This is a genomic window from Polynucleobacter sp. JS-Polo-80-F4 (assembly GCF_018881965.1).
GTDB lineage: Bacteria > Pseudomonadota > Gammaproteobacteria > Burkholderiales > Burkholderiaceae > Polynucleobacter.
Genome location: NZ_JACVPI010000001.1, coordinates 805,296 through 829,380 on the forward strand (window position 1 = coordinate 805,296; position 24,085 = coordinate 829,380).

Genomic DNA, 24,085 nt, shown 5'->3' on the forward strand with positions numbered 1-24,085 from the left:
ATTTTAATGGGCTTGTGATCCTAGCTAACGGAACCTCATCCGCCAGACCAAATGAAAATAGCCCAACAAGTGGGCTATTGAGATTCTTGGTGGCCCGGGGCGGAATCGAACCACCGACACAAGGATTTTCAATCCTCTGCTCTACCGACTGAGCTACCAGGCCAAGACTAGGAATTATAAATGAAACTGCCGGGGAGCTCTCTAAATCTGCCTGCTGTAGCTAACTCTGCTGGTTTATTAGGAAATCCCAGGTGGGTGGGCCCGAACGATCTTGTTAAGCAGCACTTCGCTTTTACTGCTTACTCAGAAAGCCATGGTACTAACGAGTATCGGGAAAATGCTGATATTGAATTAGTGGCGAGGGGAGATAAAATACTTATAGTTATTAAAACTATCAAGGGTCTATTTTGAAGCTATTCCTAACGTTAATATTTGTGGGCCTTCTATTCGCTTGTTCGAAAAATCCTGAGAGCCTAACACTGAGTTGTTATGGTGCCGCTATAAAGCTAGAAGCAAAACAAGAGGTCATTACCAGTCAGGTGACGCGAACTTACAAGTTTCAACATAATAAGATTGATGACTATGATTGTGCTCAGCAGTCCAACATCATTAGCTGCAATTCAATCACAGAAGCAAATGGAACAAGACAACGTAAGCGCATCATTTACGACGCCAGTACGCAATCATTCGCAGAAATTGATGCTATTTGGGCTATTGGTGAAAAGGTAAATAGCAACGAACGCACTATAGCTAGAACAGAATTTATTGGCAGGTGCCAAAAGCCCATCCTAAACTAAACCGAACGATTAGCTTTCGCTCTTATTGCGGGAGGTATCAATACCTAAGGCCTTCAACTTGCGATACAAGTGTGTTCTTTCTAGGCCCGTGTACTCTGAAATCTTGGTCATGCTGCCGCCCATGATTTGCATTTGATGCTCAAAATACGCTTTCTCAAACAAATCTCTTGCTTCCCTTAGGGGGAGGTCATAGTAAGTTTTTGCAATTCCGCTGATGTACTCGCCCTCAAGAGGCGTATTCACTGGCTCAATAGCAGCCTGCTTTGGTACGGCCATAGCGCCAGGGTTTGACTGCACAGCCCGCTCTTGTTCTGGCTCCACGTACTTAGGAGAGCTTTCTAAAGCCTTGCTAACTGTCTTCAAAAGTTTTTGTAAGGCAATTGGTTTTTCTAAGAAGTTAAGCGCGCCAATGCGCGTAGCCTCCACAGCAGTATCAATTGTTGCGTGGCCAGACATCATGACTACAGGCATCGTGAGCTGGCCCGTGTTGGACCACTCTTTTAATAAAGTAATGCCATCAGTGTCAGGCATCCAAATATCTAGCAAGACAAGATCAGGGCGCATTTGCTCGCGAATAGTGCGCGCTTGGATGGCGCTCTCTGCAGAGTAGACGGTGTGGCCTTCGTCGGTGAGAATCTCATTGAGAAGCTCACGAATTCCCATCTCGTCATCAACAACCAAAATACTAGCCATGCTTAGACTGCCTCTTTTGCTAGATTCATAAACAATATCGATACTTGCGCACCAACTACTTCTTCGTTCTGCATACGGTTCCGAATTTCAATTCTGGCAGCATGATCATCAATGATTTTCTTAACCACCGCCAAACCCAATCCGGTACCTTTACTCTTGGTAGTTACATAAGGCTCAAATGCTCTTGCCAATATCTTAGCTGGAAATCCAACTCCACTATCACTTATTGTTAATCGCACGGCGTTTTGAAGCACGCCATTGTGTTCCCCGTAAGGCACTAACTCAGTTTTAACCTCCACCGGACTGCTTGGATGGGGGCCCTCTAGGGTGGCATCTTGAGCATTTTGTAAGAGGTTATGAATAACTTGTCTTAACTGCGTAGGGTCGCCCATGATCTCTTGACAATTTGGATCTAACTGCGTTTTTAGGGGGCTGCCCTCATAAAGACCCAATATTTCTGAAGTGAGCGTGTTGATGGAGACCGGTTTTAGTTGCGGTGTTGGCGTCTTCGCAAAATCCCTAAAATCATTCACCATTTCTTTCATGGCTTGCACCTGTCCAATAATGGTTTCAGTGCTGCGATTAATCATTTCCTCTTGTTCTGGACTCAACTTCCCTGCAAGCTTATGTTGCAATCTTTCGGCTGAAAGCTGGATTGGGGTCAAAGGATTCTTAATTTCATGCGCAAGACGCCTTGCCACTTCGCTCCATGCAATTGATCTTTGCGCGCTCACCACGTCTGTAATGTCGTCAAAAACCACCATGCGTAGATCGCCGGTAAGCTCTGTGCCGCGCACAAACAATGTCACACCTAGTTCGTTTTCAAATTCATTCGTGCTGTGTAATTGAATTTGTTTTTGCCACACTGGTGCACTATTTTGCGTAGATTTTTGCTCGCCCTCGCCAACTACTGCGAGCTTCATGGTTGCAAAACCTTCCCTAATAGCTCCCTCGAATTCCAATAAAGCAGGATTGTTGCTGAGGGGTTTTCCATCAAGCAGAGTAAGGTCTTGTTTAAAGATTCTGTCTGCTCCAGCATTGCTGGATACCACGTTGTAATTTTTATCAAAAATACATACGCCTGCAGTAAGGCTTCCCAATACGCGCTCTAAGAATGCCTTGGACTCCTGCAAAGATGTGCGAGTGTCTGCCAGCTGCCTAGTCATGACATTAAATTGCCGTGTAAGCATGCCAAGCTCATCCCCAGTATCAAGCTCCGGTTTAGGCGACAAGTCACCCTGAGCAACCGCCTGAGTGCCTCTCAATAGCATCAACAGAGGTCGGGCAAGCTGTCTACCCAGCATGAGGGCTAAAGTTATCGCCACGAATACCGCAAAGAAAAGCGTCAACGTTAAAGTCCCCACAAACATCTTGCGTAGACCGGTGCGCCCCAAAGACTTCTCTTGATATTCGCTGTACGCAGATTCCACTGCGTAAATATTCTTAGCCAGGGGAGCTGGAATGTAGCGCACCAGCTGCAAGAAATATTTATCCTCTGCATCTTTGCCATTAATGGGTTTTTTACGAACAATCGGAACAATGGCTCTGATTCGATAGCCGCGCTGCCCACCGTCCATCTCAATTTGATCTAGAAAGGTAATTCCTTTCTTCTTAAATGCATCTGCAACTACATCAGCACTGGGCGCAGGAAAGTATTTTTTTGGCTTTACCTCGCTAGTTAAGATCAAATTACGCTGCATATTAAAGAGGCTGACCTCTTGAATACCAAACTGATTGCGAATTTTCATCACATTAGCGGCAACCTGTTCAGAAGTTGTACCCGAAGGCGTCTGCACAATCTGCTCTGCAATGAAATTGCCCTCACCTAAGATCTCTTCTTGGGCTACGCGCAAAGTAACGCGCCCTAATTCCAGGCCCGAGTTAAGTGCTGTCTCTACTTTTACGTCAAACCAAGTCTCAATACTCCGAGATACGAACTGTAATGAAACGCCATACAAAATTAAGCCTGGAACAATACCAACCAAAGCAAAAATCATGGCTAGCTTTGCTATCAAACGCGTACCAAAGTGCCCTCGATACCATCGCACAGCAATTACGGCCACCAAAATCAAGATGACTAAAGTTAAGCAAATTCCAATCACCACATTAGCGGCGTATAACCAAATAAAGTAGTTATCAAAAAATTCTGTGTTGGATGAGGCAATGGCCAATAGAACCAAAAGCAATAAGGCAAAGGCACCAATTACCCCAATCGTGATGGGAATGATTTTTTTACTCCAAGCCTTGGATGTAAAAAAACCTGGGTCTAGCATGGCTGCTATCGATCTCATCGCTTGATTAGATTGGGGCCGGTAGAGGAAAATGGAAAACGATACCAATCGCTTGATACATTCCAATCGCGGTTGTTCAGCGCATTTACTTGGAATGGTTTTGGTAGCTTACTGAGATCAAGGTTCATGCGCATGCTGGCTATGTACGATTTGCTTGGATCTAGTTGGGAGCCCTCCATGACTCGCCATCCACCAATACTGCCTACCGCTTGCAACGCCTCAGACATCGTTTTGGCAGAAAAAGTAAATCCTTCTGAAGCAATTCGATACTGCTGTGTCAGGGGCTGGTAAGACAAGCGTGTTTGCCTTTGTGCTAACGCGGGTTTTTCATCAAACCAATACCAACGCGATCTCGTTAAATCAAACTCCGTTTGGAAATATAAAACTACGCCTTTTTGAACTGCGTCCTCTAACCCTGGGGATAGCTCAATCTGAAAAGAAGCATTGAGAAGCCAGTCGTTATCCGCCTTCTCTAATTCAAAGGATTTGAGCTTGATACCTTCCGCACTAACGGTTGTTGAAAAAATGCCCAACGCCATTAAGAACAAAAAGAGGAATTTTTTAATGCTTTGGCTCATGGCCTATTTTTTCTTAAACAAAGCATAGTAAAAACCGTCATTTAACTCGCCAGGCAAAAGCTGGCCTGGAGCGTCTAATCGTACCGCATCGGGGTGCTGCTCAGCAAACCAAATGGCCTGCTGCTCGCCTTCTTCAGGGAATATTGAGCAAGTAACATACAAAAGGTCGCCTCCAACCTTGAGCATTTTCCATGCTTGCTGCAAGATCGCGCGCTGTCTTTCTTGAAGGGCTCTAATATCTGCTTCGCGCCTGAGAAAAGGAATATCAGGATGGCGAGAGACTATTCCGGAGGCTGAGCAGGGGGCATCCAGCAGAATTTTGTCAAAAAGAATGCCGTCCCACCAAGCAGCTTTTGAAGCATCTCCACGCAACACTTGTACCCCATCAGAATGCAAACGCAGACGATCTAAGTTACCCCCAATTTTTCCGATTCGCTCGCCGTCTAACTCTAGAGCCCTCATTGAGCAGTCAGCGAGCTCCAATAGATGTGCGGTTTTTCCACCAGGAGCAGCGCAAGCATCCAGCACCAAGTCTTCCCTCTGGGGATTTAATAACACTGCGGCTAGCTGCGCACCCGCGTCCTGAACTGATACAGCGCCACTATAAAAACCTGGCAGATCAGATACAGGGACTGCTTCGGGCAATAAGAGAGCAAAAGGCAATTGAATGCCCGCCAACCCATCAATTGGCTTAGATGAAATTCCAGCATCAGACAACAAAGATTGATATTGCTCGCGCGTGTATTGCCTCTGGTTCACACGCAAAATTAATGGCGCGCGCTTGGCTTGTTGAAACAAAATCGATTGCCATGCCTTGGAATAGTTGCGCTTGAGATTTGCTCGCCACCAAGCAGGTACGTACATTGGGATTGGATCGGGTGGAAAACGTTTTTCACCCTCTGGCGGCTGAACTAATAGGCTTACCTTGCGCAGAACCGCATTCACCAAACCTTTGGCATACATAGTGGGATCATATTCACCACACGCCCTCACGGACTGATCAACAATCGTATGCGCCGGATAACCTTTGCCATCAGAGGTGTCTTGCAAAAATAAAGCAATCGCAACGCTCAACAAATGGTCAACCTCAGGAGGTGGCGTCTTCGGAATAAATTGCTTCATCAATTCGTGAGAGCGCACCCATTTGCGAAGAGCATCAAAGGTCAAGCTCTGCACGATGGGCCTCTCATGGGCCTCTAGTTGATCCAACACTTCCGTGAGCGATCTTCCGCTCATCACCTCGCTAATCGCTTGTGCAGCAATGGTGATTGCTTCAGAAAGCGGGAGACTGCGTGGTGTTTTTTGATCAGTCAAATTAATTTGCTCCGGGATAAGTCCCGTTTTTAGCCATGCTCATTAAGCGTGCAACACGCTCTTCAGTGGGCGGGTGAGTAGAAAAAAGTTGCGCAAGACCGCCGCCACTCAAGGGATTAAGAATCATCATCTGCGCTGTTTCAGGATGTTGTTCAACAGCTTGAAATGGGATGCCTTGCGCATAGTTATGAATCTTCTCTAATGCATGTGCGAGCGCCTCTGGATCAGAGCTGATTTCTGCGCCACCACGATCAGCCTCATATTCCCTGGCACGCGAAATACTCATCTGAATCAAGCTTGCTGCGATCGGCGCCAAAATTGCCACCATCAAGCTAGCGATTGGATTATTGGGCCTACCCTCTGAGTCCCGCCCGCCAAAGAACATGGCAAAGTTAGCCAAGGCCGAAATCGCTCCAGCCATAGTGGCGGCAACGGTTGAAATCAAAATATCACGATGACGAACATGCGCCAGCTCATGCGCCATGACGCCACGCAACTCACGATTCGAGAGAATTTTCAGAATGCCCGTGGTTGCAGCAACAGAGGCATTGTCTGGGTTGCGCCCAGTTGCAAAAGCATTGGGGGCATCTTCGTTAATCAAAAATACCTTTGGCATTGGTAAGCCAGCCTTCTCCGACAACTCTTTCACTACGCCATAAAACTGCGGCGCGGATCTTTCGTCAACTTGCTGCGCGTTGGTCATTTTCAACACCATGGTGTCAGAAAACCAATAACTAAAAAAGTTCATTCCAACAGCCATAAGCAAGGCCAGCACCATACCTTGCTCACCACCCAACATGCCGCCAACTACAATAAATAAAGCAGTAATCGCTGCCATCAAAACAGCAGTCTTTGCAAAGTTAAACATTTCTACTCCTTTGATTGAAAGCGCAACTGTTTTTCACCAATCGACTGCACACATGTTTTGGCATCTATTTTTTTTCCGCCAGGTTTTTGCATTTCCAAAACCTCAACCACCCCCGCACCACATTGAATATATACGCCATCACCGCTAAATCCCAGAACGTCACCCGGGCTTCCAGCCGGGCTTATAGCCTCGCTATTAGCGGGTCTTGAGTGCCAAAACTTCATCGCCAGGCCATTAAGCTTGCTGCTAGCCCCTGGAAAGGGATTAAAGGCCCGAATGCGTTGATCTATTTCTTTAGCGTCAAGGGTCCAGTCAATTTCCGCTTCGTTCTTTAGTATTTTTTCAGCATAGGTAATGCCGTTTGTTTCTTGTGGCACTCGAGTTAATTCTTTGCCTTGCTGTAATACATTTAAAACATTAACGATCAATTTAGAACCAAGTAGTGCTAACCGATCATGCAAGCTTGCACTAGTTTCGTCACTAGCAATTTCAAGGTCGGCAATTAAAACAGTGTCTCCAGTATCTAAGCCCGCATCCATTTGCATGATGCATACGCCCGTCTTGGTATCACCTGATTCAATGGCTCGCTGAATCGGCGCTGCACCACGCCAGCGAGGCAACAATGAGGCGTGAATATTAAAGCTGCCGTGTCTGCCCAGCTTCTCACTAATATCCAAAATTTCTTGGGGCAGGATGAGGCCATAAGCAACTACCACCATTGCATCAAACTCGATTGAGGATAGATGCTCATAAGCTGCCTGTGCTTGGGCAGTTTTTAGTGGATCAACGCCATTGCGCCTCAAGGTTTCCGGCTGAAGTACCGGGATATTGTTTTGTAAGGCAAACTCTTTAACAGGGCTCGCCTGAAGGTGCATGCCTCTTCCGGCGCGACGATCCGGCTGCGTTAAAGCCAGCACAATTTCATGACCAGCATCAAAGATCGCACGCATTGCTTGCGCAGCAAACTCAGGCGTTCCAGCAAAGACAATTTTCATTAGTGCGCTTAGCGCTGACCCTCTAACTCTTTGGCGCGCTTCTTCATTTTTTGTGAAATACGGGTTCTTTTAAGTATGGATAAATACTCAACAAATACTTTTCCTTGCAAATGGTCTAACTCGTGCTGCAAGCAAACGGCCAGTAATCCATCGGCATTGATTTCAAACTCTTTGCCATCAACATCCAAAGCTTTCACTCGGATCTCAGATGGCCTTTCAACTTCATCGTAAAAGTCGGGAACAGATAAACAGCCCTCGCGCCAAGATTTGGTTTCAGGGCTTGCCCAAATAACCTCTGGATTGATAAAAACCATCAATTCGTTTTGTTCATCAGAGACGTCAATTACAACGATGCGCTCATGAACATCTACCTGTGTTGCTGCTAAGCCAACGCCGGGTGCTTCGTACATCGTGTCAGCCATATCGGCAACAATTTTTTTAATGCGAGCATCAACCTGCGCCACAGGTTTAGCAACCTTGTGCAAGCGTGGGTCTGGGTAGCAAAGGACAGTTAACAAAGCCATATAAGAATTATCCAACAGAGCTATCAGTCTGTCCTGATTGTTGCAATTCCCCTAAAGAACGAAATTGGATTATGCAAACATTACACGCGTCGAACCCTATCACCCAAATTGATCGTGGAAGCCCCCACTACCCACCCCGTCTTTGGGATTTATATGACCCCCCAGCCTCGCTCTATATATATGGCGATATCGCCCTTCTAAAGATGCCGATGATTGCTATCGTAGGCTCTAGAAGCGCCAGCCCAGAAGGTTTGAAAAATGCCCGCCTGTTTGCGCGGGCACTCTCCAAAACAGGTGTGCTGGTCCTTTCTGGCCTCGCAAAAGGGGTTGATAGTGCTGCGCACCAGGCCACAATTGAGCTTGGCCCCAATCACCATACCGCAGCCATACTTGGGACAGGCATAGACGTTGTATACCCCCGTGAAAATATCGCCCTTTCCAGGGCCATTAGCCAGCAAGGCATCTTAATATCGGAGCTTCCCCTGGGCGTGGGGCCAAAACCTTGGCACTTTCCGAGGCGGAATCGCATTATTGCTGCCCTAGCGGTAGGTGTGGTGGTGGTAGAAGCAGCAGAAAAGTCTGGCTCCTTAATTACTGCTCGCTTAGCCGCTGATCTCGGTAGGGAGGTATTTGCAGTTCCTGGGTCTATTCATAGCTTAAATTCTGTCGGCTGCCATCTGCTTATTCAGCAGGGGGCAAAACTAGCCTTTCGACCCGAGGACATTCTTGAGGAGCTTTGTTTTTAAGCAAAAACTGCATTTAAATGGGCTAAAAGCGGGTTTTTATACCAAAACTGGTAATGTTGACAGGCTCAAAACTGGCAAAAAATAGGGGTTTTTGGACTTTTCCTAATTTATCGGTTAATAATAAAAAAGGGGTGAGCAATTGGCCAAGCCTGATTTTGGTTTAAATTGACCATCCGTTTTACCCCAAAAAACATCATTTCTAGCTCAAATTTAGGCAAAACGCGTGGCAACTAAAGCAACTACCAAAAAAAGCAGCCCAAAGACTACCGCCGGGGATCATCCTAAGGCACTCATCATTGCGGAGAAACCTTCTGTTGCTAATGACATTGCCAAGGCCTTGGGTGGCTTTACGAAATATGAAGATTATTTTGAGAGCGACGAATTCCTAATCTCTTCTGCTGTGGGCCATTTATTAGAAATCGCTGCCCCCGAAGAGTTTGATGTAAAGCGCGGCAAATGGTCATTTGCCAATTTGCCAGTGGTACCCCCTTATTTTGATTTGCGTCCGATTGCAAAAACAGAATCGCGCCTAAAAGTGTTGCAAAAACTCATTAAACGCAAAGACGTGACTGCGCTCATTAATGCTTGTGACGCGGGGCGTGAAGGTGAACTCATTTTCCGCTTAATTGCACAGCATGCAAAGGCATCACAGTCTATTAAACGTCTGTGGCTGCAATCGATGACGCCTGCAGCAATTCGCGATGGCTTTACCAACCTTCGTTCCGATGAAGATATGAAGCCACTCGCAGACGCTGCGCGTTGTCGCTCTGAAGCAGACTGGTTAGTCGGCATCAATGGTACGCGTGCCATGACGGCCTTTAATAGCAAGAGCGGCGGGTTCTTCTTAACGACTGTAGGCCGCGTGCAGACGCCAACTCTTTCTATTGTGGTGGAACGTGAAGAGCTCATTCGTAAATTTGTCTCTAAAGATTATTGGGAAGTGAAGGCTGAATTTATTGCTGCCGCTGGCATCTATGAAGGCCGCTGGTTTGATCCGAAATTTAAAAAAGATGTTGCCGAACCTGATGCTCGTGAAAATCGTCTTTGGAGCGAGGCCGCAGCCCAAAGTATCGTAGCGGCATGTCGAGGCAAAAAAGCAAACGTCACTGAAGAGGCTAAGCCCGCTACACAACTTGCTCCTCAGTTATTTGATTTAACCAGCTTGCAACGTGAAGCAAATGCCCGCTTTGGTTTCTCGGCAAAAAATACATTGGGTCTTGCACAGGCTTTGTACGAGCGCCACAAAGTATTAACCTATCCGCGTACTGATGCAAAAGCACTGCCAGAGGACTACCTCGATACCGTCAAGCAAACCATGGAAAATCTTGCTGAGAATTCGCAAGACTATCGTGCTTTTGCTCAGCAAATTCTCAAGGGTGATCCCAAAGACCCTAAAGCCAAAGCAGGCTACGGTTGGGTCAAGCCAAATAAACGTATTTTTGATAACTCCAAAATTTCTGATCACTTTGCGATCATTCCAACATTAGAAACACCGAAGAACTTAAGCGAGCCTGAAGCTAAGTTGTATGACTTAGTTGTACGTCGGTTCTTGGCAGTGTTTTATCCTGCCGCGGAGTTCCGTGTCACCACACGTATTAGTGAAGTATCTGGACACCACTTCAAAACGGAGGGGCGCGTTCTTGTAATCCCTGGTTGGTTAACGGTTTATGGCAAATCTAATCAGTCAGATGATGAGCTGGTTGCAGTTCAAGAGGGCGAGTCAGTACAAACTGAATCTATTGCCGCCGTGCCTTTAAAAACAAAACCTCCCGCACGCTATACGGAAGCAACCTTACTCTCCGCGATGGAGAGTGCCGGTAAATGGGTTGATGATGATGAGATGCGCGAAGCGATGGCTGAAAAAGGACTGGGCACGCCAGCAACGCGCGCTGCGATCATTGAGGGTTTGTTGGCTGAAAAATACATGGTGCGCGAAGCCCGTGAACTGATTCCGACTGCAAAAGCGTTTCAGTTGATGACATTATTGCGTGGCCTAGATGTTGAAGAATTAACGCGTCCTGACTTAACCGGCAGCTGGGAAAACAAATTGTCACTCATCGAGCAAGGCAAGATGAACCGTGACACCTTCATGCAAGAAATTGCACAGATGACTCAGCGTATCGTCAAGCGCGCTAAAGAATACGACAGCGACACCATTCCAGGCGACTACGCCACAATGACCACGCCATGCCCGCACTGTAAGGGCCCGGTGAAAGAGAACTATCGCCGCTTTGCTTGTGAAAAGTGTGGCTTTACCATCAGCAAAACGCCTGGTGGCCGCGCCTTTGAATATCCTGAGGTTGAAGAGTTATTGCGTGAAAAAACCATTGGACCTCTACAAGGATTCCGCAGCAAAATGGGCCGTCCGTTCGCTGCAATTATTAAGTTAAGCGAAATTCCAGAGGACGATAAAGATTATCCAAACGCAGGTTTCAAGCTTGAGTTTGATTTTGGTAACACACAAGATGATGAAACTGAAGCAGTAGATTTCACGGGCCGTCTGGCACTAGGTGTTTGTCCAAAATGCTCTGGTGCAGTGTATGAAGATGGCATGCGTTACGTGTGCGAGAACAATACTGGCCCTAGTAAGACGTGCGATTTCAAAACTGGAAAAGTCGTTTTGCAGCAGGAGGTTTCGGCAGAACAAGTTCAGAAGTTATTAAAAGAAGGTAAGACAGATCTGCTGACTAACTTTAAATCGAACCGCACTGGGCGTGGCTTTAAGGCCTATTTAGCCTTGGATCCTACTGGCAAAATCGGTTTTGAATTTGAGGCTAAGGCCCCTAAAGCTGAAGGTGCTGCCCCAGCAAAGAAACGCGCTGGCGCTAGCGCAGCGACCAAGTCTGCAGCAAAACCAAAGCGCGCAAGCAAAGCAAAATCATCCTCTAGTAGCTGAGCAGTAACCAGCTTAGCCGCTAGAGCGGACCATAATATCCCTCGCGATCCCAAGGCAGTTGCTAGAAATATTCCTGGGCGCTGAGTGAGCGCGCCAATAATGGGTAAACGGTCTCCGGCAACACAGCGAATACCAACAAATTCTCCAGCCTTTGTTAGTGCTCGAAGATCGCCTTCTGGATAATTCACCAAACCTCTCGCTTGCTCACGATTGAAATCATCACTTGTTTCTCGTGGAGTAAGTTCATCCTCGCCCTCATCAAAACTCGAGCCCACAATCCATTGATAACTACCGTCTTCAAACTGTTTGGCGGGCAGGCAGTACCCATCACCTGAAATGCCAACACGCGGCAACTTATTGATCCAGGCGCCGCCCTGCTCAATAGAGAAAATACTAAGCTGGCCGCGTACGGGCTTTAAGGGTAGGCGTATGTCGATAGAGGCAAGCAGGGCTTTAGCATCCATGGCACAAGCCACAATCACTTTATTTGCAGTAACGATAAGCTGGTTTGAGGAGTCAAATAAATGCCATTGATTGCCGCACTCCTCTAAACGCACAATGCGCGTATTCCAAAGATAAGTTAGGTACTCGTGATCTTGCAGCAGCTGCTTACTTGTTTCATGCAAATTTAAGCAGGCGCCACGCGGCAACCAAACACCGCTTTGCTCAATTCCACAAACCCTAGCGGCCTCTTGAGCATCCATGGCAATGGCCATATCTTGATCAAGGCCCAAGGAACAAAGGTGCTCCGTCATTTCGGCGCGATTAAAAATCTTATCTTTTTTAGTCGGCTGAAAAATTCCATGTTGTTGCCATACATTTTTCCAACGGGCTTCTGCAAGCAAAAATGCAATGCGTGTTAGGCGCAATAAACGGGGAGATCCTTTGCCAATATGCGGATGTGCAATCGCATAAGCATGGCTTGAACAGCCTGTGGCTGGCGATGGGGCGGCATCGATGATGCATACCGCCTTACCGCGCTCGAGCAACTCATTTGCAATGGTTGCCCCACAAATGCCTGCCCCAATCACCACTAATTCATGGTGTTGGGGTTTAGTCATTTAAATAAATCTAGATGGATATAGGTGTTACTAAAACTTAGGCGTTCAAGCGTTTTTCAATCTTGGTCCGCATCTCTGCTAATTCCTTAGGCAGACGATCGCCAAGGTGCTCAAACAACTCTGTATGCAACTTGAGTTCGTTTTTCCAGTCATCTACCTTAGCAGTAATGACTTTCTCGAACTTCTCAAGAGAAAAGTCTAAGCCCTTCCAATTCAGATCAGCGTGCTCTGGTGAAATACCAAATACGGTTTCAACACCCTTAGCTGTGCCATCTGCACGACCCAAAATCCAAGCAAGAACACGCATGTTTTCGCCATAACCAGGCCATACAAACTTGCCGTCATCACCCTTGCGGAACCAGTTCACACAATAGATCTTAGGCAATACAGCGCCTTCAGCTTCAAGCTTCTTGCCGATATTGAGCCAATGCTGGAAGTAATCACTCATGTTGTAACCAGCAAAAGCAATCATCGCGAATGGATCGCGGCGAACCACGCCCACCTGGCCTGTGATAGCGGCAGTTGTTTCAGAGCCCATTGTTGCGGCCATATAAACACCCTCCACCCAATCACGCGCTTCGCTAACGAGCGGTACTGTTGTCGAGCGGCGACCGCCAAACAAGAATGCGTCGATAGGAACACCTTCTGGATCATCCCACTTAGGATCAACAGCTGGGTTGTTTGTAGCCGCCATTGTGAAGCGAGAATTTGCATGAGCAGCTTTACGACCAGCAGCGCCGTCAGCCGGAGTCCAATCCTTGCCTTGCCAGTCAATCAAATGTGCTGGTGGTGTTTCTGTCAAACCTTCCCACCAAACATCACCATCATCAGTTAAGCCAACGTTGGTGAAGATGACGTCTTGATTTAGAGAGTCAATGCAATTTGGGTTAGTTTGACGGTTTGTTCCTGGAGCAACGCCAAAGTAACCAGACTCAGGATTGATCGCAAACAGGCGGGTCTTGCCTGTGACCGGATCTTTGCGCGGCTTAATCCATGCAATGTCATCACCGATCGTTGTTACCTTCCAGCCATCAAATCCTGCTGGTGGAATCATCATTGAGAAGTTGGTTTTGCCACAAGCTGATGGGAATGCTGCAGCTACGTGATATTTTTTTCCTTCAGGTGACGTAACACCCAAGATCAACATGTGCTCAGCCAGCCAACCTTGCTCGCGCCCCATGTTGGAGGCAATACGCAAGGCGAAACATTTTTTACCTAACAATGCATTGCCGCCATAACCAGAACCAAAGGACCAAATTTCACGGGTTTCTGGATAGTGAACGATATATTTAGTTTTGTTGTTTGGCCAAGCCATATCTTTTTCGCCTGGGCTCAAAGGCTTGCCAACTGTGTGGACACATGGGACAAACTCACCGTCAGTACCAAGTTGATCAATTACCGCCCTGCCCATACGAGTCATCAAGCGCATGTTGATCGCAACATAAGGACTGTCAGACAACTCAACGCCAATGTGAGCAATTGGTGAGCCAATCGGGCCCATAGAAAACGGCACGACGTACATAGTTCTACCGCGCATAGAACCATCAAACAGCGGGTTCAATGTTGCACGCATTTCAACTGGATTTACCCAGTTATTAGTTGGGCCAGCATCTTCTTGTTTGGCCGAACAAATATAGGTGCGGTCTTCAACGCGCGCGACGTCGTCCGGATCAGACAAAGCCAAAAATGAATTTTTACGTTTAGCTGGGTTAAGGCGCTTGAAAACACCCGCCTTCACCAACAATTCACACAACTCGTCATACTCGGCCTGTGACCCATCACACCAGCGAATGGCATCTGGCTTTGTGAGAGCGGCGACTTCGCCAACCCACTCAATTAACCGCTTGTTTTTTACATAAGCTGGCGCATTTACATTGATCTGGCCGCTGGTAGTTGAAGTCATATGTTTCCTTATGAAAATTGAATTTTTTAATCCAGCAATTTTATCATTTTGGGTGAATTTTTATCTCCACCCCGACAGGGCACAAACCCTTTACTTGCCAATACAGAATTGGCTAAAGATTTTTCCTAAAAGGTCGTCTGGCAGAAGCTTTCCGGTAATTTCACCCAGCTGTCTTTGAGCCAAAGAGAGCTCTTCTGCAAATAATTCAAGGGAATTGTTGCCATTTGCAGCAAATTGCTCTGATTTTTCAATATGTTCAGCTGCCCGCTCAATGCAGTCCAAATGCCTTCTGCGGGCCAAAATTGCGCCCTCTTGAGGCCCAGCCCAGCCCACGAGCTCTAAAATTTTCTGCTTTAACTGGTCAATGCCGGCACCGGTTTTGGCAGAAATCAATAAAGCCTCGCCTTTCGCAGCTTTTGGTGATTCCAGCAGCAAATCTGCCTTATTAACAACCTCCAGAACGGCGCATTTTGGGGGTAATTCTTTCAAAATCTGGTTTTTTAGGTCATCTTGTAGCCCACTCACTTGGGAGTCGGTTAAAAAAATCACTAAATCCGCTAAACGAATGGCGTCCCATGATCTCTCTATGCCTTTTGCCTCTACAACGTCCGTTGTATCGCGCAAGCCTGCTGTATCAATAATGTGCATAGGCACACCCTCGATAGTGATGCTTTCCTTAACCCGGTCTCGGGTTGTTCCAGCGATAGGGGTAACGATAGCCACATCTTCACCAGCCAAGCGATTTAAGAGGGAGCTTTTTCCGACATTGGGCGCACCAGCGAGCACCAACTGAATTCCGTCACGCAAAATTTTTCCCTGTTTGGCGCCCGCACGCAGGGTCTGTAGTTTTTCTTTGACTGCATTTAGGCGCTGGCGCGCTTGGGCATTTTCTAAAAACTCGATTTCTTCTTCAGGAAAATCCAAAGTCGACTCAACCAATATCCTGAGCTGGGTAATTTCTTCAATCAACTGATTGATGTCATCAGAAAAAGCGCCCTGCAATGAACGAGCCGCGCCTCGCACTGCAGCCTCACTTTGGGCATCAATTAAATCGGCGATTGCTTCTGCTTGAGTTAAATCAATCTTGTTATTTAAGTAGGCGCGGAGGGTAAATTCCCCAGGCTCTGCAATCACAAGGCCTTCATCCTTGCCCAACTCAAGGCAACGCTTCATCACCAACTCAAGAAGCTGTGGGCCGCCATGACACTGAAGCTCTAAAACATCTTCGCCGGTAAAGGAGGCGGGGCCAACAAAGTAAATTGCAATGAGTTGATCAATGGCTTGGCCGTGTTTGTCACACAGCGTTAAAAGATTCGCCTGTCTTGGTGAAAGCTTTTTTTGAAAGAGGGCGCTTGCAAGATTTTTTAAATTTTGTCCACTGATGCGAACAACGCCTACGCCAGCTTTACCTGGGGCGGTTGCGACAGCAATGATTGGCAATTTTCTCGTCATCATTGCTGTCAACTTTTACAAGCTTTTACGCGGCACGCAAATTACTTAGCGGGCTTTTTTCCAAACATCTGATTAATCTGCCACTGTTGTGCAATAGATAGAAGGTTATTAGTAACCCAATATAAAACCAAGCCGGCAGGAAAGAAAAAGAACATGATTGAAAAGACAATCGGCATGTACATCATTACTTTTGCCTGAATTGGATCTGGTGGCGTTGGGTTTAGCTTAGTTTGTACAAACATGGAGACAGCCATGATGACCGGCAAAATGTAATATGGGTCAGGCACTGAAAGATCGTGAATCCACAAAACCCATGGTGCTCCACGCATCTCTACTGATGACAATAAAACCCAATACAAAGAAATAAATACTGGGATCTGAATCACAACCGGCAGGCACCCACCCAATGGGTTTATCTTTTCCTTGCGATACATCTCCATCATGGCTTGATTGAGCTTTTGTGGCTCGCCCTTGTACTGCTCCTTCATAGCTACCAGGCGTGGCTGAACTTCCTTCATGCGGGCCATTGATTTGTAGCTAGCAGCCGATAGAGGGAAGAAAACAAGCTTAATTAAGATGGTCAAAAGAATAATTGACCAACCCCAGTTGCCAACGTAACCGTGAATTTTTTCAAGCAGCCAAAAAATAGGCTTAGCGATGATGGTCAGATAACCGTAGTCCTTGAGTAATTCAAAACCAGGAGCAATTGTTTCCAAAACTTTTTCTTCTTGAGGCCCAACAAATAATCTGGCTTTTTCTACAACGGTTGATCCTGGTGCAACTACACCAAGTGGTGTTTGCATACCAATGCGATACAAGCCGCCATCTATTCTTCCGGCGTAAATATCCCGCGCATCTTTGTCCCCTGGAATCCAGGCGCTAGCAAAATAGTGCTGCACCATGGCGATCCAAGCAGGCTCACCAGCGGCAACTTGCGTTGGAATAGTAATTTTGTTTTTATCTATTGCTGAGAATTCGAGCTTATTGAACTTTTCTTTATCTGTATAGGCTGCGGGCCCAGTAAAGGTGCTGGCTGAGAAAGCGCCACCAAATGGGCCAATTTTTTGCTCTTGCGTAGCGTCGCGCACAATTTCCGTGTAAAGAACAAGAGGATTTGGGTTGTTTGTTGTTTGTGTAACGCGATGGCTAACATCAACAACATAACTGCCAGGATTCAGAATGAATGTTTTTTCAAGCTTGACACCATTACGCTCACTAGCTAAAACAGCAAAAGGTCTACCCGAACCATCTTTTCCCGACTGTACTAATTTGAATGTACTTGTGTGATTTGGAAGATCGTTGTTGTTTAAGGAAATTAAACCGGAGCGTGCAAAATATTTATGTGTCGGGCTGTATTGAAAAAGTTCGACTGGGTTTTTCTCAGCAGTTAGCTCTTTTAACAACTTGGCATCAATTACGTTTGCTCCGCTAGCGCTGATTTCCAATGCCAAGACATCGTTTTGTAAGGTGAATTTTTCTGCGCCCTCAATCGCGCCTCCACTGACCGCTGGAGTGGAAGTATTAGCGGGTAAACCGGAGACCTGGGTGGGCACATCAACTTTATTGCTCGTGGTAGCTTTGTCCGCAACCACTTGTGTATTTGCTGGAGCCCCACCAAACAAGGATGGCTTGCCTTCATGAACCTGCCAATTGTTGTAGAGCATAAGACCCGACATCGAGAATACTGCCCAAAGAATTGTTTTTTTAAAGTCCATTTACATTCACTTAAGTTGATGTTTTGTATCTTTTAAAGCTGGATCATAACCGCCGTGTGACCACGGGTTACAGCGCAAAATACGCCACACCGTCAGACCAAAGCTTTTAATAAATCCGTAATGACTAAAGCAGTCACAAGCATATTGCGAACAACTGGGTACATATTTGCAATGCACCCCTAAATATGGGCTCAAAGCTAGTTGATAAATTTTTACCAACCTAATTGCCGCATTATTTAAAAGGCGCACCCTAAATTAACCCTGAAATTTGAGAGCGCAAAATCTCTTTTTCTTTTTTTCTGAGTCTGCCTCGAGTTTCGCGACCAATTGGCTTTTTAAGCTTCACCACAACATCTTTATTTAATGTGTTGGCTTGAGCCGTCCAAACCAATTCGCGGATCATCCGCTTTAGGCGATTTCGATCAACCGCTCTTTTGGCTAACTTCTTTGCCACCGCAACACCCAAGTCAGGCTTAGCGCCCTCTTGAGTAGATGCGACATACAAACCCCAATACAAACTTGTCTTGGGGCGTGCTTTTAGTAATTCAGAAATCCTTGCGCTATTCAATGGCTAAATTAAACAGCCAAACGCTTGCGGCCTTTTGCGCGACGTGCATTTAAAACTGCGCGTCCACTTTTGGTTTTCATGCGAATGCGGAAGCCGTGTGTGCGCTTGCGACGGGTTACTGAGGGTTGGTAAGTTCTTTTCATGTTCGATCCCTGGAAAACCAAGTATTTTCCTTGTTGCAGAGCAAAAGGTCAATCCATCTTGACGAATATGTAGGTGTTTTTCTCTATTTTTCTATAAATTTCTCTTAAATCATTAATTTAAATAGAGTTTTTCTTATTATTCACAAGTTATCCACAGCTTTTCCACGTTTTTGTTGCTTGTGGATAACTTTGGAGCATCGCTACAATGAATCCTCCAAAAATATGAGCAACCTACACAATCCCCTCGCCTTGAATTCAATTAGCCCACTGGGGTTTTGGGATGATGCCATCGGCACTTTATCCCGCGAACTGTCGCCCCAACAGTTTAAAACATGGATTCAACCCCTTACTTTCTTGTCTTTTATTGAAAGTGATGACTTACTAACAATTGGAGCACCCAATCGTTTTAAGTTAGATTGGACCAAAAAGACTTTTGCTGACAGATTCCAAGAATTAGCCTCTCAGTATTTTGGGCGACCCATTAATGTTGGCTTTACTTTGGCGGTTGAGGGGGGCACTGCAAGCCCTGCGCCCGCAACTGCTAGTGATGAGCCGGCGCAGAAGATGGTTTCGATCGAGGTAGTAGAGCCAAGCATCTCTGTTGAAGAAAATGCTTTTGAGATTGAAGATCACTCCAAGCTCAACCCAAATCTAACATTTGACACATTTGTAACCGGTAAAGCGAATCAACTTGCTAGGGCCGCATCAATTCAGGTGGCACACAACCCAGGCACATCGTATAACCCGATGTTTTTATATGGCGGGGTGGGTTTGGGTAAAACACACTTAATCCACGCGATTGGTAATCACCTCTTAAAAGAGAAGCCTAACGCCCGGATCCGCTACATCCACGCCGAACAGTACGTGTCTGATGTGGTTAGAGCCTATCAACAAAAGGCTTTCGACCGCTTTAAGCGCTATTACCACTCTCTAGATCTTTTGCTAATTGATGATATTCAGTTCTTTAGTGGCAAATCTAGAACCCAAGAGGAATTCTTTTACGCCTTTGAGGCGCTTTTAAGCAATAAGGCTCAAGTCATCATCACTAGTGATACCTACCCGAAAGAAATGGCAGGAATTGATGATCGCCTCATTTCACGCTTTGATTCTGGCTTAACGGTTGCAATTGAACCCCCAGAGCTCGAAATGCGGGTGGCTATTTTGATGAAAAAGGCTATTAGTGAGGGCATCCCCATGAGTGAGGATGTTGCGTTCTTTGTGGCCAAGCACCTGCGCTCAAATGTCCGTGAATTAGAAGGTGCCTTGAGAAAGATTTTGGCTTTTGTTCGTTTTCACGGCCGCGAGGTGACGATTGATGTTGCTAGGACGGCGTTAAAAGATTTGCTGTCTATACAAAATCGTCAGATTTCTGTGGAAAACATCCAAAAGGCGGTGGCTGATTTTTATAGCATCAAGGTCGCAGACATGTACTCTAAAAAGCGCCCAGCAAATATTGCTAGACCTCGCCAGATCGCCATGTTTATGGCTAAAGAGCTCACCCAAAAGAGCCTTCCTGAAATTGGTGAGTTGTTTGGTGGAAGAGACCATACGACCGTTTTACACGCTGTAAGAAAGATTGCGGATGAGCGGTCGCATGATGGACAGCTAAATCATGAAATCCACGTTATCGAGCAAACCCTAAAAGCGTAGTTTTTGCTTGTGGATAAGTTTGTGGACAACCCTAGGGATAAGTTTGGGGATTAGTTGTGGATAAATTGTGGAAAGACTCAGCTTCATGCAAAAATAGGGTATTAATAAAAAGTTATCCCCTTTTTATGCAATGCTTATACAAGAGTTTTCCACAGGTTTTTTAGTCTTCAAGGTGTTGTTTTATAAAGGGTTTTTGACTTATCCACGGAATTTCGAACCCTTATTACTATTACTACTAAGATATATACAAGGATTTAAAAGCAATGCAACTCGTTAACACTTCTCGCGATAGCCTACTAAAACCCCTTCAGGTTGTTAGTGGAATTGTTGAACGTAGACACACACTGCCAATTTTGGCAAACCTATTATTTAAAAAAGTTGGAGAGAGGGTTTCACTTATCTCCACCGATATTGAAATTCAAATAACAACCAATGCTAATTTTGGTGTTGGTACTGAAGATGTCACAACCACCGTTGCTGCTAGAAAGTTGTTGGATATTTTGCGTGCGCTACCAGAAGGACCGGTGTCTTTAAATCTTAAAGACAACAAAATGGTTGTTCAAAGCGGTAAGAGCCGCTTTTCTTTGCAAACACTATCAGCAACTGAATTTCCGGTAATGCAAAGCGTTGGTGAAGTTACTGCTGCCTGGAAGATGTCCCAAAAGAGTTTTCGTCAGCTGATTAGTCAAGTTCACTTTTCAATGGCTCAACAAGATATCCGTTATTACTTAAATGGTATGTTGTTGGTGATTGAGGGTAAAGAAGTGGTTGCTGTAGCAACCGATGGACATCGTCTCGCTTACTCACAAGTTGAGTTGACTGAAGCGCCTTCTGGCTCAGGTCAAAAACAAGAAATTATTATTCCCCGTAAAACAATTTTAGAGTGCCAGCATTTACTGGAAGACTCTGATGAGTCTCTAGAGATTAGTTTGACCGCAAATCAAGTTAAATTTTCTTTTGGTGATATTGAATTAATTTCAAAATTGGTTGAAGGTAAGTTTCCAGATTTTCAACGGGTAATTCCTAAGGGACAGAAAAACTCATTGGTAGTTGGGCGCGAGGCACTTCAATCAGCACTGCAACGTGCCGCCATTTTGACGACGGATAAATTTAAAGGTGTTCGTTTTTCTTTATCTCCTAATCGCATCACGATTCAATCAACCAATGCTGAACAAGAAGAAGCTCAAGAAGAGATTGAGACTGAATATGCCGGCGATGCTGTAGAGATTGGATTCAACGTTAGCTATTTACTTGATGTTTTATCAAACCTCAAGAATGAAAAAATTCAAATTAGTTTGGGTGATGCAAATAGTAGTGCTGTGATTACTCTGCCTGGCTCAGAGAGCTTTAAGTATGTTGTGATGCCAATGCGTATTTAACTTAGAAAAAAATGACTGAAGAAAAAAAAGTAGTAGAGCAGTACGGCGCTGCATCGATTCAAATCCTAGAAGGTCTTGAGGCTGTTCGTAAACGCCCAGGCATGTACATCGGAGACACTTCTGATGGAACCGGTTTGCATCATCTTGTTTTTGAGGTTTTAGATAACTCAATTGACGAAGCCTTGGCGGGATATTGCTCTGAAATTACGGTAGTTATTCAAACTGATAACTCTATTTCTATTGTTGATAACGGCCGTGGTGTTCCTACAGGCATTAAGTACGACGACAAGCATGAACCAAAACGTAGTGCTGCTGAAATCGTAATGACCGAGTTGCATGCTGGTGGTAAGTTTGACCAAAACAGCTATAAGGTTTCTGGTGGTCTTCATGGCGTGGGTGTTAGTTGTGTAAACGCACTATCTAAATGGTTGAAATTAACTATTCGTCGTGATGGTAAGGCGCATTACATGGAGTTTGCGCGCGGCGTTATTCAAAATCGCAATGTAGTAGATGAGGATGGTGTATTGGTTTCACCAATCACTGTTACTGGTGATACAGAGCTTTCAGGAACTGAAGTTCACTTTTTAGCCGACGAGACTATCTTTGGAAACGTAGAGTTTCATTATGAAATCTTAGTAAAACGTATTCGTGAACTTTCATTCCTGAATAACGGCGTTCATATCAAACTTATTGATCAACGCACCGGTCAAGAAGAAGATTTTGCTTTTTCGGGTGGTGTTAAAGGGTTTGTTGAGTACATCAACCAAACTAAAAATGTATTACACCCTAATATTTTTTACGCTGAAGGTGTTCGTCCATCTGATCTTGGTGGGCAAATTACTGCTGAAGTTTCTATGCAGTGGAACGATAGCTTTAGTGAACAAGTACTGTGTTTTACCAACAACATTCCCCAAAGAGATGGTGGCACACACTTAACTGGTTTGCGTGCAGCAATGACGCGCGTCATCAATAAATACATTGATGAGAATGAAGTTGCTAAAAAAGCAAAGGTTGAGATTTCTGGTGACGATATGCGCGAAGGCTTGGCCTGCGTTTTGTCCGTTAAAGTCCCAGAACCAAAATTCTCCAGCCAAACTAAAGATAAATTGGTTTCTAGTGAAGTTCGTGGGCCAGTGGAAGAAATTGTTGCAGAAGCTTTGAGTGCTTATTTACAAGAGCGCCCAGCAGACGCCAAGATTTTGTGCGGAAAAATTGTTGATGCAGCGCGTGCTCGTGAAGCGGCACGTAAGGCTCGCGACATGACAAGACGCAAAGGGGTGCTGGATGGCCTTGGTTTGCCTGGTAAGTTGGCTGATTGCCAAGAGAAAGATCCGACTAAATCCGAACTCTTTATTGTTGAGGGCGATTCCGCGGGCGGCTCTGCTAAGCAAGGCCGCGATCGTCGCTTCCAAGCCATTCTCCCTTTAAAAGGAAAAATTCTGAACGTGGAAAAAGCACGTTTTGACAAAATGCTGGCCAGCCAAGAGGTGGTTACCTTAATTACCGTTCTTGGCACCGGTATTGGCATTGAAGAATACAAGGCGGATAAGCTTCGTTATCACCGCATCATCATCATGACCGACGCGGACGTAGACGGCAGCCATATTCGTACATTGTTGTTAACGTTCTTCTATAGACAGATGCCAGAGTTGATTGAGCGTGGCCACATCTATATTGCTCAGCCACCACTTTACAAAGTGAAGTTTGGTAAAAACGAACAGTACATCAAAGACGACAATGAGCTAAACCAATTGTTGTTAAAGATTGCATTAGAAACAGCCTCTCTGCAAACTCCATCTGGTGAGGTTATTGAAGGCGAAGCGCTTAATGAGTTGGCAAAACACTATCAAGTGATTCAATCGATTGTTGATCGCTTGTCGCGCACCATTGATGAAGATGCTTTGCGTGCAATTGCGTCGGGCACACCACTGAATTTGGATACAGAAAAATCAGCAAACGAGTCTGCGGATCGATTAAGACAGGCGCTTGCCGACTCTTTAAATCCCTTGGCTTTGCCCCCTGAAATCATTGTGCAGAAAGAAGATCGCACCGAGCGCTTCCGTTTGTTGTTGTCCCGCCGAATTCATGGAAATCTAAAGCTATCCTCTATCAATTCAGACTTTGTTCATGGCGATGACTATCAAAGTCTTGCAAATGCTGCGGCTGTTTTATCAGGCAAGGTGGTTGCTGGCTCCAAGGTTCGCCGCGGAGATCCTGATAAAAATCAAAAAGAGCAAACCATTGGCGACTTTAGGGCTGCTTTTGCATGGTTATTGTCAGAGGCAGAGCGTGTATTAAGTCGTCAGCGCTACAAAGGTCTTGGTGAGATGAATCCATCGCAGCTGTGGGAAACCACCATGGATGCAAGCTCAAGAACGCTTCTGCAGGTAAAGATTGAGGATGCGATTGCTGCAGACCAAGTCTTTACAACATTAATGGGGGATGAGGTTGAGCCTCGTCGTGCATTCATTGAAAAAAATGCACTCATTGCACGCAACCTAGACGTTTAATT

Annotated in this window: 18 protein-coding genes, 1 tRNA gene and 1 pseudogene; 5 read left to right on the forward strand and 15 right to left on the reverse strand. The window is 45.7% G+C overall.

Annotated features, from left to right (window positions below):
* Positions 1 to 87: 87 nt before the first annotated feature.
* The 8 genes from ICN20_RS04045 to def form a co-directional block, all read right to left on the reverse strand.
* Positions 88 to 163: transfer RNA gene (locus tag ICN20_RS04045), tRNA-Phe, on the reverse strand.
* Between the two features lie 643 nt (positions 164 to 806).
* A complete protein-coding gene (locus ICN20_RS04050; RefSeq protein ID WP_216238236.1) occupies positions 807 to 1,490 on the reverse strand; it encodes a response regulator in 684 nt (227 codons plus the stop codon).
* Between the two features lie 2 nt (positions 1,491 to 1,492).
* Complete coding sequence (locus ICN20_RS04055; protein ID WP_216238237.1) at positions 1,493 to 3,781, reverse strand: ATP-binding protein; 2,289 nt, start codon at positions 3,779 to 3,781, stop codon at positions 1,493 to 1,495.
* Positions 3,778 to 4,359: a DUF4390 domain-containing protein gene (locus ICN20_RS04060; RefSeq protein ID WP_255534641.1), complete on the reverse strand. Its 582-nt coding sequence runs from the start codon at positions 4,357 to 4,359 to the stop codon at positions 3,778 to 3,780. The genes ICN20_RS04055 and ICN20_RS04060 overlap by 4 nt, the downstream gene beginning before the upstream one ends.
* 3 nt (positions 4,360 to 4,362) lie before the next feature.
* Entirely contained in the window at positions 4,363 to 5,673 is a 1,311-nt protein-coding gene (rsmB, locus tag ICN20_RS04065) for a 16S rRNA (cytosine(967)-C(5))-methyltransferase RsmB (RefSeq protein ID WP_216238239.1), read from the reverse strand.
* Between the two features lies 1 nt (position 5,674).
* The gene (gene htpX / locus ICN20_RS04070) at positions 5,675 to 6,541 is read right to left on the reverse strand and encodes a zinc metalloprotease HtpX (protein ID WP_216238247.1); all 867 of its coding nucleotides are present in this window, start codon (positions 6,539 to 6,541) and stop codon (positions 5,675 to 5,677) included.
* Positions 6,542 to 6,543: 2 nt separating this feature from the next.
* On the reverse strand, positions 6,544 to 7,536 hold the full coding sequence (gene fmt, locus ICN20_RS04075) for a methionyl-tRNA formyltransferase (protein WP_216238249.1): 993 nt from the start codon (positions 7,534 to 7,536) through the stop codon (positions 6,544 to 6,546).
* Between the two features lie 8 nt (positions 7,537 to 7,544).
* Positions 7,545 to 8,060, reverse strand: a complete 516-nt coding sequence (gene def / locus ICN20_RS04080; protein WP_216238252.1) for a peptide deformylase — start codon at positions 8,058 to 8,060, stop codon at positions 7,545 to 7,547.
* A 71-nt stretch (positions 8,061 to 8,131) separates the two neighbouring features.
* Between def and dprA the strand changes: the two genes are divergently transcribed.
* The gene (gene dprA, locus ICN20_RS04085) at positions 8,132 to 8,806 is read left to right on the forward strand and encodes a DNA-processing protein DprA (RefSeq protein WP_216238254.1); all 675 of its coding nucleotides are present in this window, start codon (positions 8,132 to 8,134) and stop codon (positions 8,804 to 8,806) included.
* A gap of 223 nt (positions 8,807 to 9,029) precedes the next feature.
* A complete protein-coding gene (locus ICN20_RS04090; protein WP_216238256.1) occupies positions 9,030 to 11,702 on the forward strand; it encodes a DNA topoisomerase III in 2,673 nt (890 codons plus the stop codon).
* Between the two features lie 59 nt (positions 11,703 to 11,761).
* On the opposite strand, the pseudogene mnmC reads toward ICN20_RS04090, so the two are convergent.
* From mnmC to rpmH, 7 genes and pseudogenes are all read right to left on the reverse strand, one after another.
* Positions 11,762 to 12,763 (reverse strand): annotated as a pseudogene (gene mnmC, locus ICN20_RS10270) (FAD-dependent 5-carboxymethylaminomethyl-2-thiouridine(34) oxidoreductase MnmC); the annotation flags it as partial.
* Positions 12,764 to 12,800: 37 nt separating this feature from the next.
* Entirely contained in the window at positions 12,801 to 14,666 is a 1,866-nt protein-coding gene (locus tag ICN20_RS04095; protein WP_216238258.1) for a phosphoenolpyruvate carboxykinase (GTP), read from the reverse strand.
* A 90-nt stretch (positions 14,667 to 14,756) separates the two neighbouring features.
* Entirely contained in the window at positions 14,757 to 16,118 is a 1,362-nt protein-coding gene (mnmE, locus tag ICN20_RS04100) for a tRNA uridine-5-carboxymethylaminomethyl(34) synthesis GTPase MnmE (RefSeq protein ID WP_216240244.1), read from the reverse strand.
* 41 nt (positions 16,119 to 16,159) lie between these two features.
* Positions 16,160 to 17,833, reverse strand: a complete 1,674-nt coding sequence (gene yidC / locus ICN20_RS04105; protein ID WP_216238261.1) for a membrane protein insertase YidC — start codon at positions 17,831 to 17,833, stop codon at positions 16,160 to 16,162.
* A 6-nt stretch (positions 17,834 to 17,839) separates the two neighbouring features.
* Complete coding sequence (gene yidD, locus ICN20_RS04110; RefSeq protein WP_216238263.1) at positions 17,840 to 18,082, reverse strand: membrane protein insertion efficiency factor YidD; 243 nt, start codon at positions 18,080 to 18,082, stop codon at positions 17,840 to 17,842.
* Position 18,083: 1 nt separating this feature from the next.
* The gene (rnpA, locus tag ICN20_RS04115) at positions 18,084 to 18,401 is read right to left on the reverse strand and encodes a ribonuclease P protein component (protein WP_255534642.1); all 318 of its coding nucleotides are present in this window, start codon (positions 18,399 to 18,401) and stop codon (positions 18,084 to 18,086) included.
* A gap of 8 nt (positions 18,402 to 18,409) precedes the next feature.
* Positions 18,410 to 18,544 carry a 50S ribosomal protein L34 gene (gene rpmH, locus ICN20_RS04120; RefSeq protein ID WP_011903922.1) on the reverse strand — a complete coding sequence of 45 codons (135 nt, stop codon included), beginning with the start codon at positions 18,542 to 18,544 and terminating at the stop codon, positions 18,410 to 18,412.
* 222 nt (positions 18,545 to 18,766) lie between these two features.
* Here rpmH and dnaA point away from each other — a divergent pair, with 222 nt between their 5' ends.
* From dnaA to gyrB, 3 genes are all read left to right on the forward strand, one after another.
* Positions 18,767 to 20,194: a chromosomal replication initiator protein DnaA gene (gene dnaA / locus ICN20_RS04125; protein WP_255534643.1), complete on the forward strand. Its 1,428-nt coding sequence runs from the start codon at positions 18,767 to 18,769 to the stop codon at positions 20,192 to 20,194.
* Positions 20,195 to 20,457: 263 nt separating this feature from the next.
* A complete protein-coding gene (dnaN, locus tag ICN20_RS04130; RefSeq protein ID WP_216238264.1) occupies positions 20,458 to 21,573 on the forward strand; it encodes a DNA polymerase III subunit beta in 1,116 nt (371 codons plus the stop codon).
* A gap of 11 nt (positions 21,574 to 21,584) precedes the next feature.
* Entirely contained in the window at positions 21,585 to 24,083 is a 2,499-nt protein-coding gene (gyrB, locus tag ICN20_RS04135; protein WP_216238266.1) for a DNA topoisomerase (ATP-hydrolyzing) subunit B, read from the forward strand.
* Positions 24,084 to 24,085: the final 2 nt, after the last annotated feature.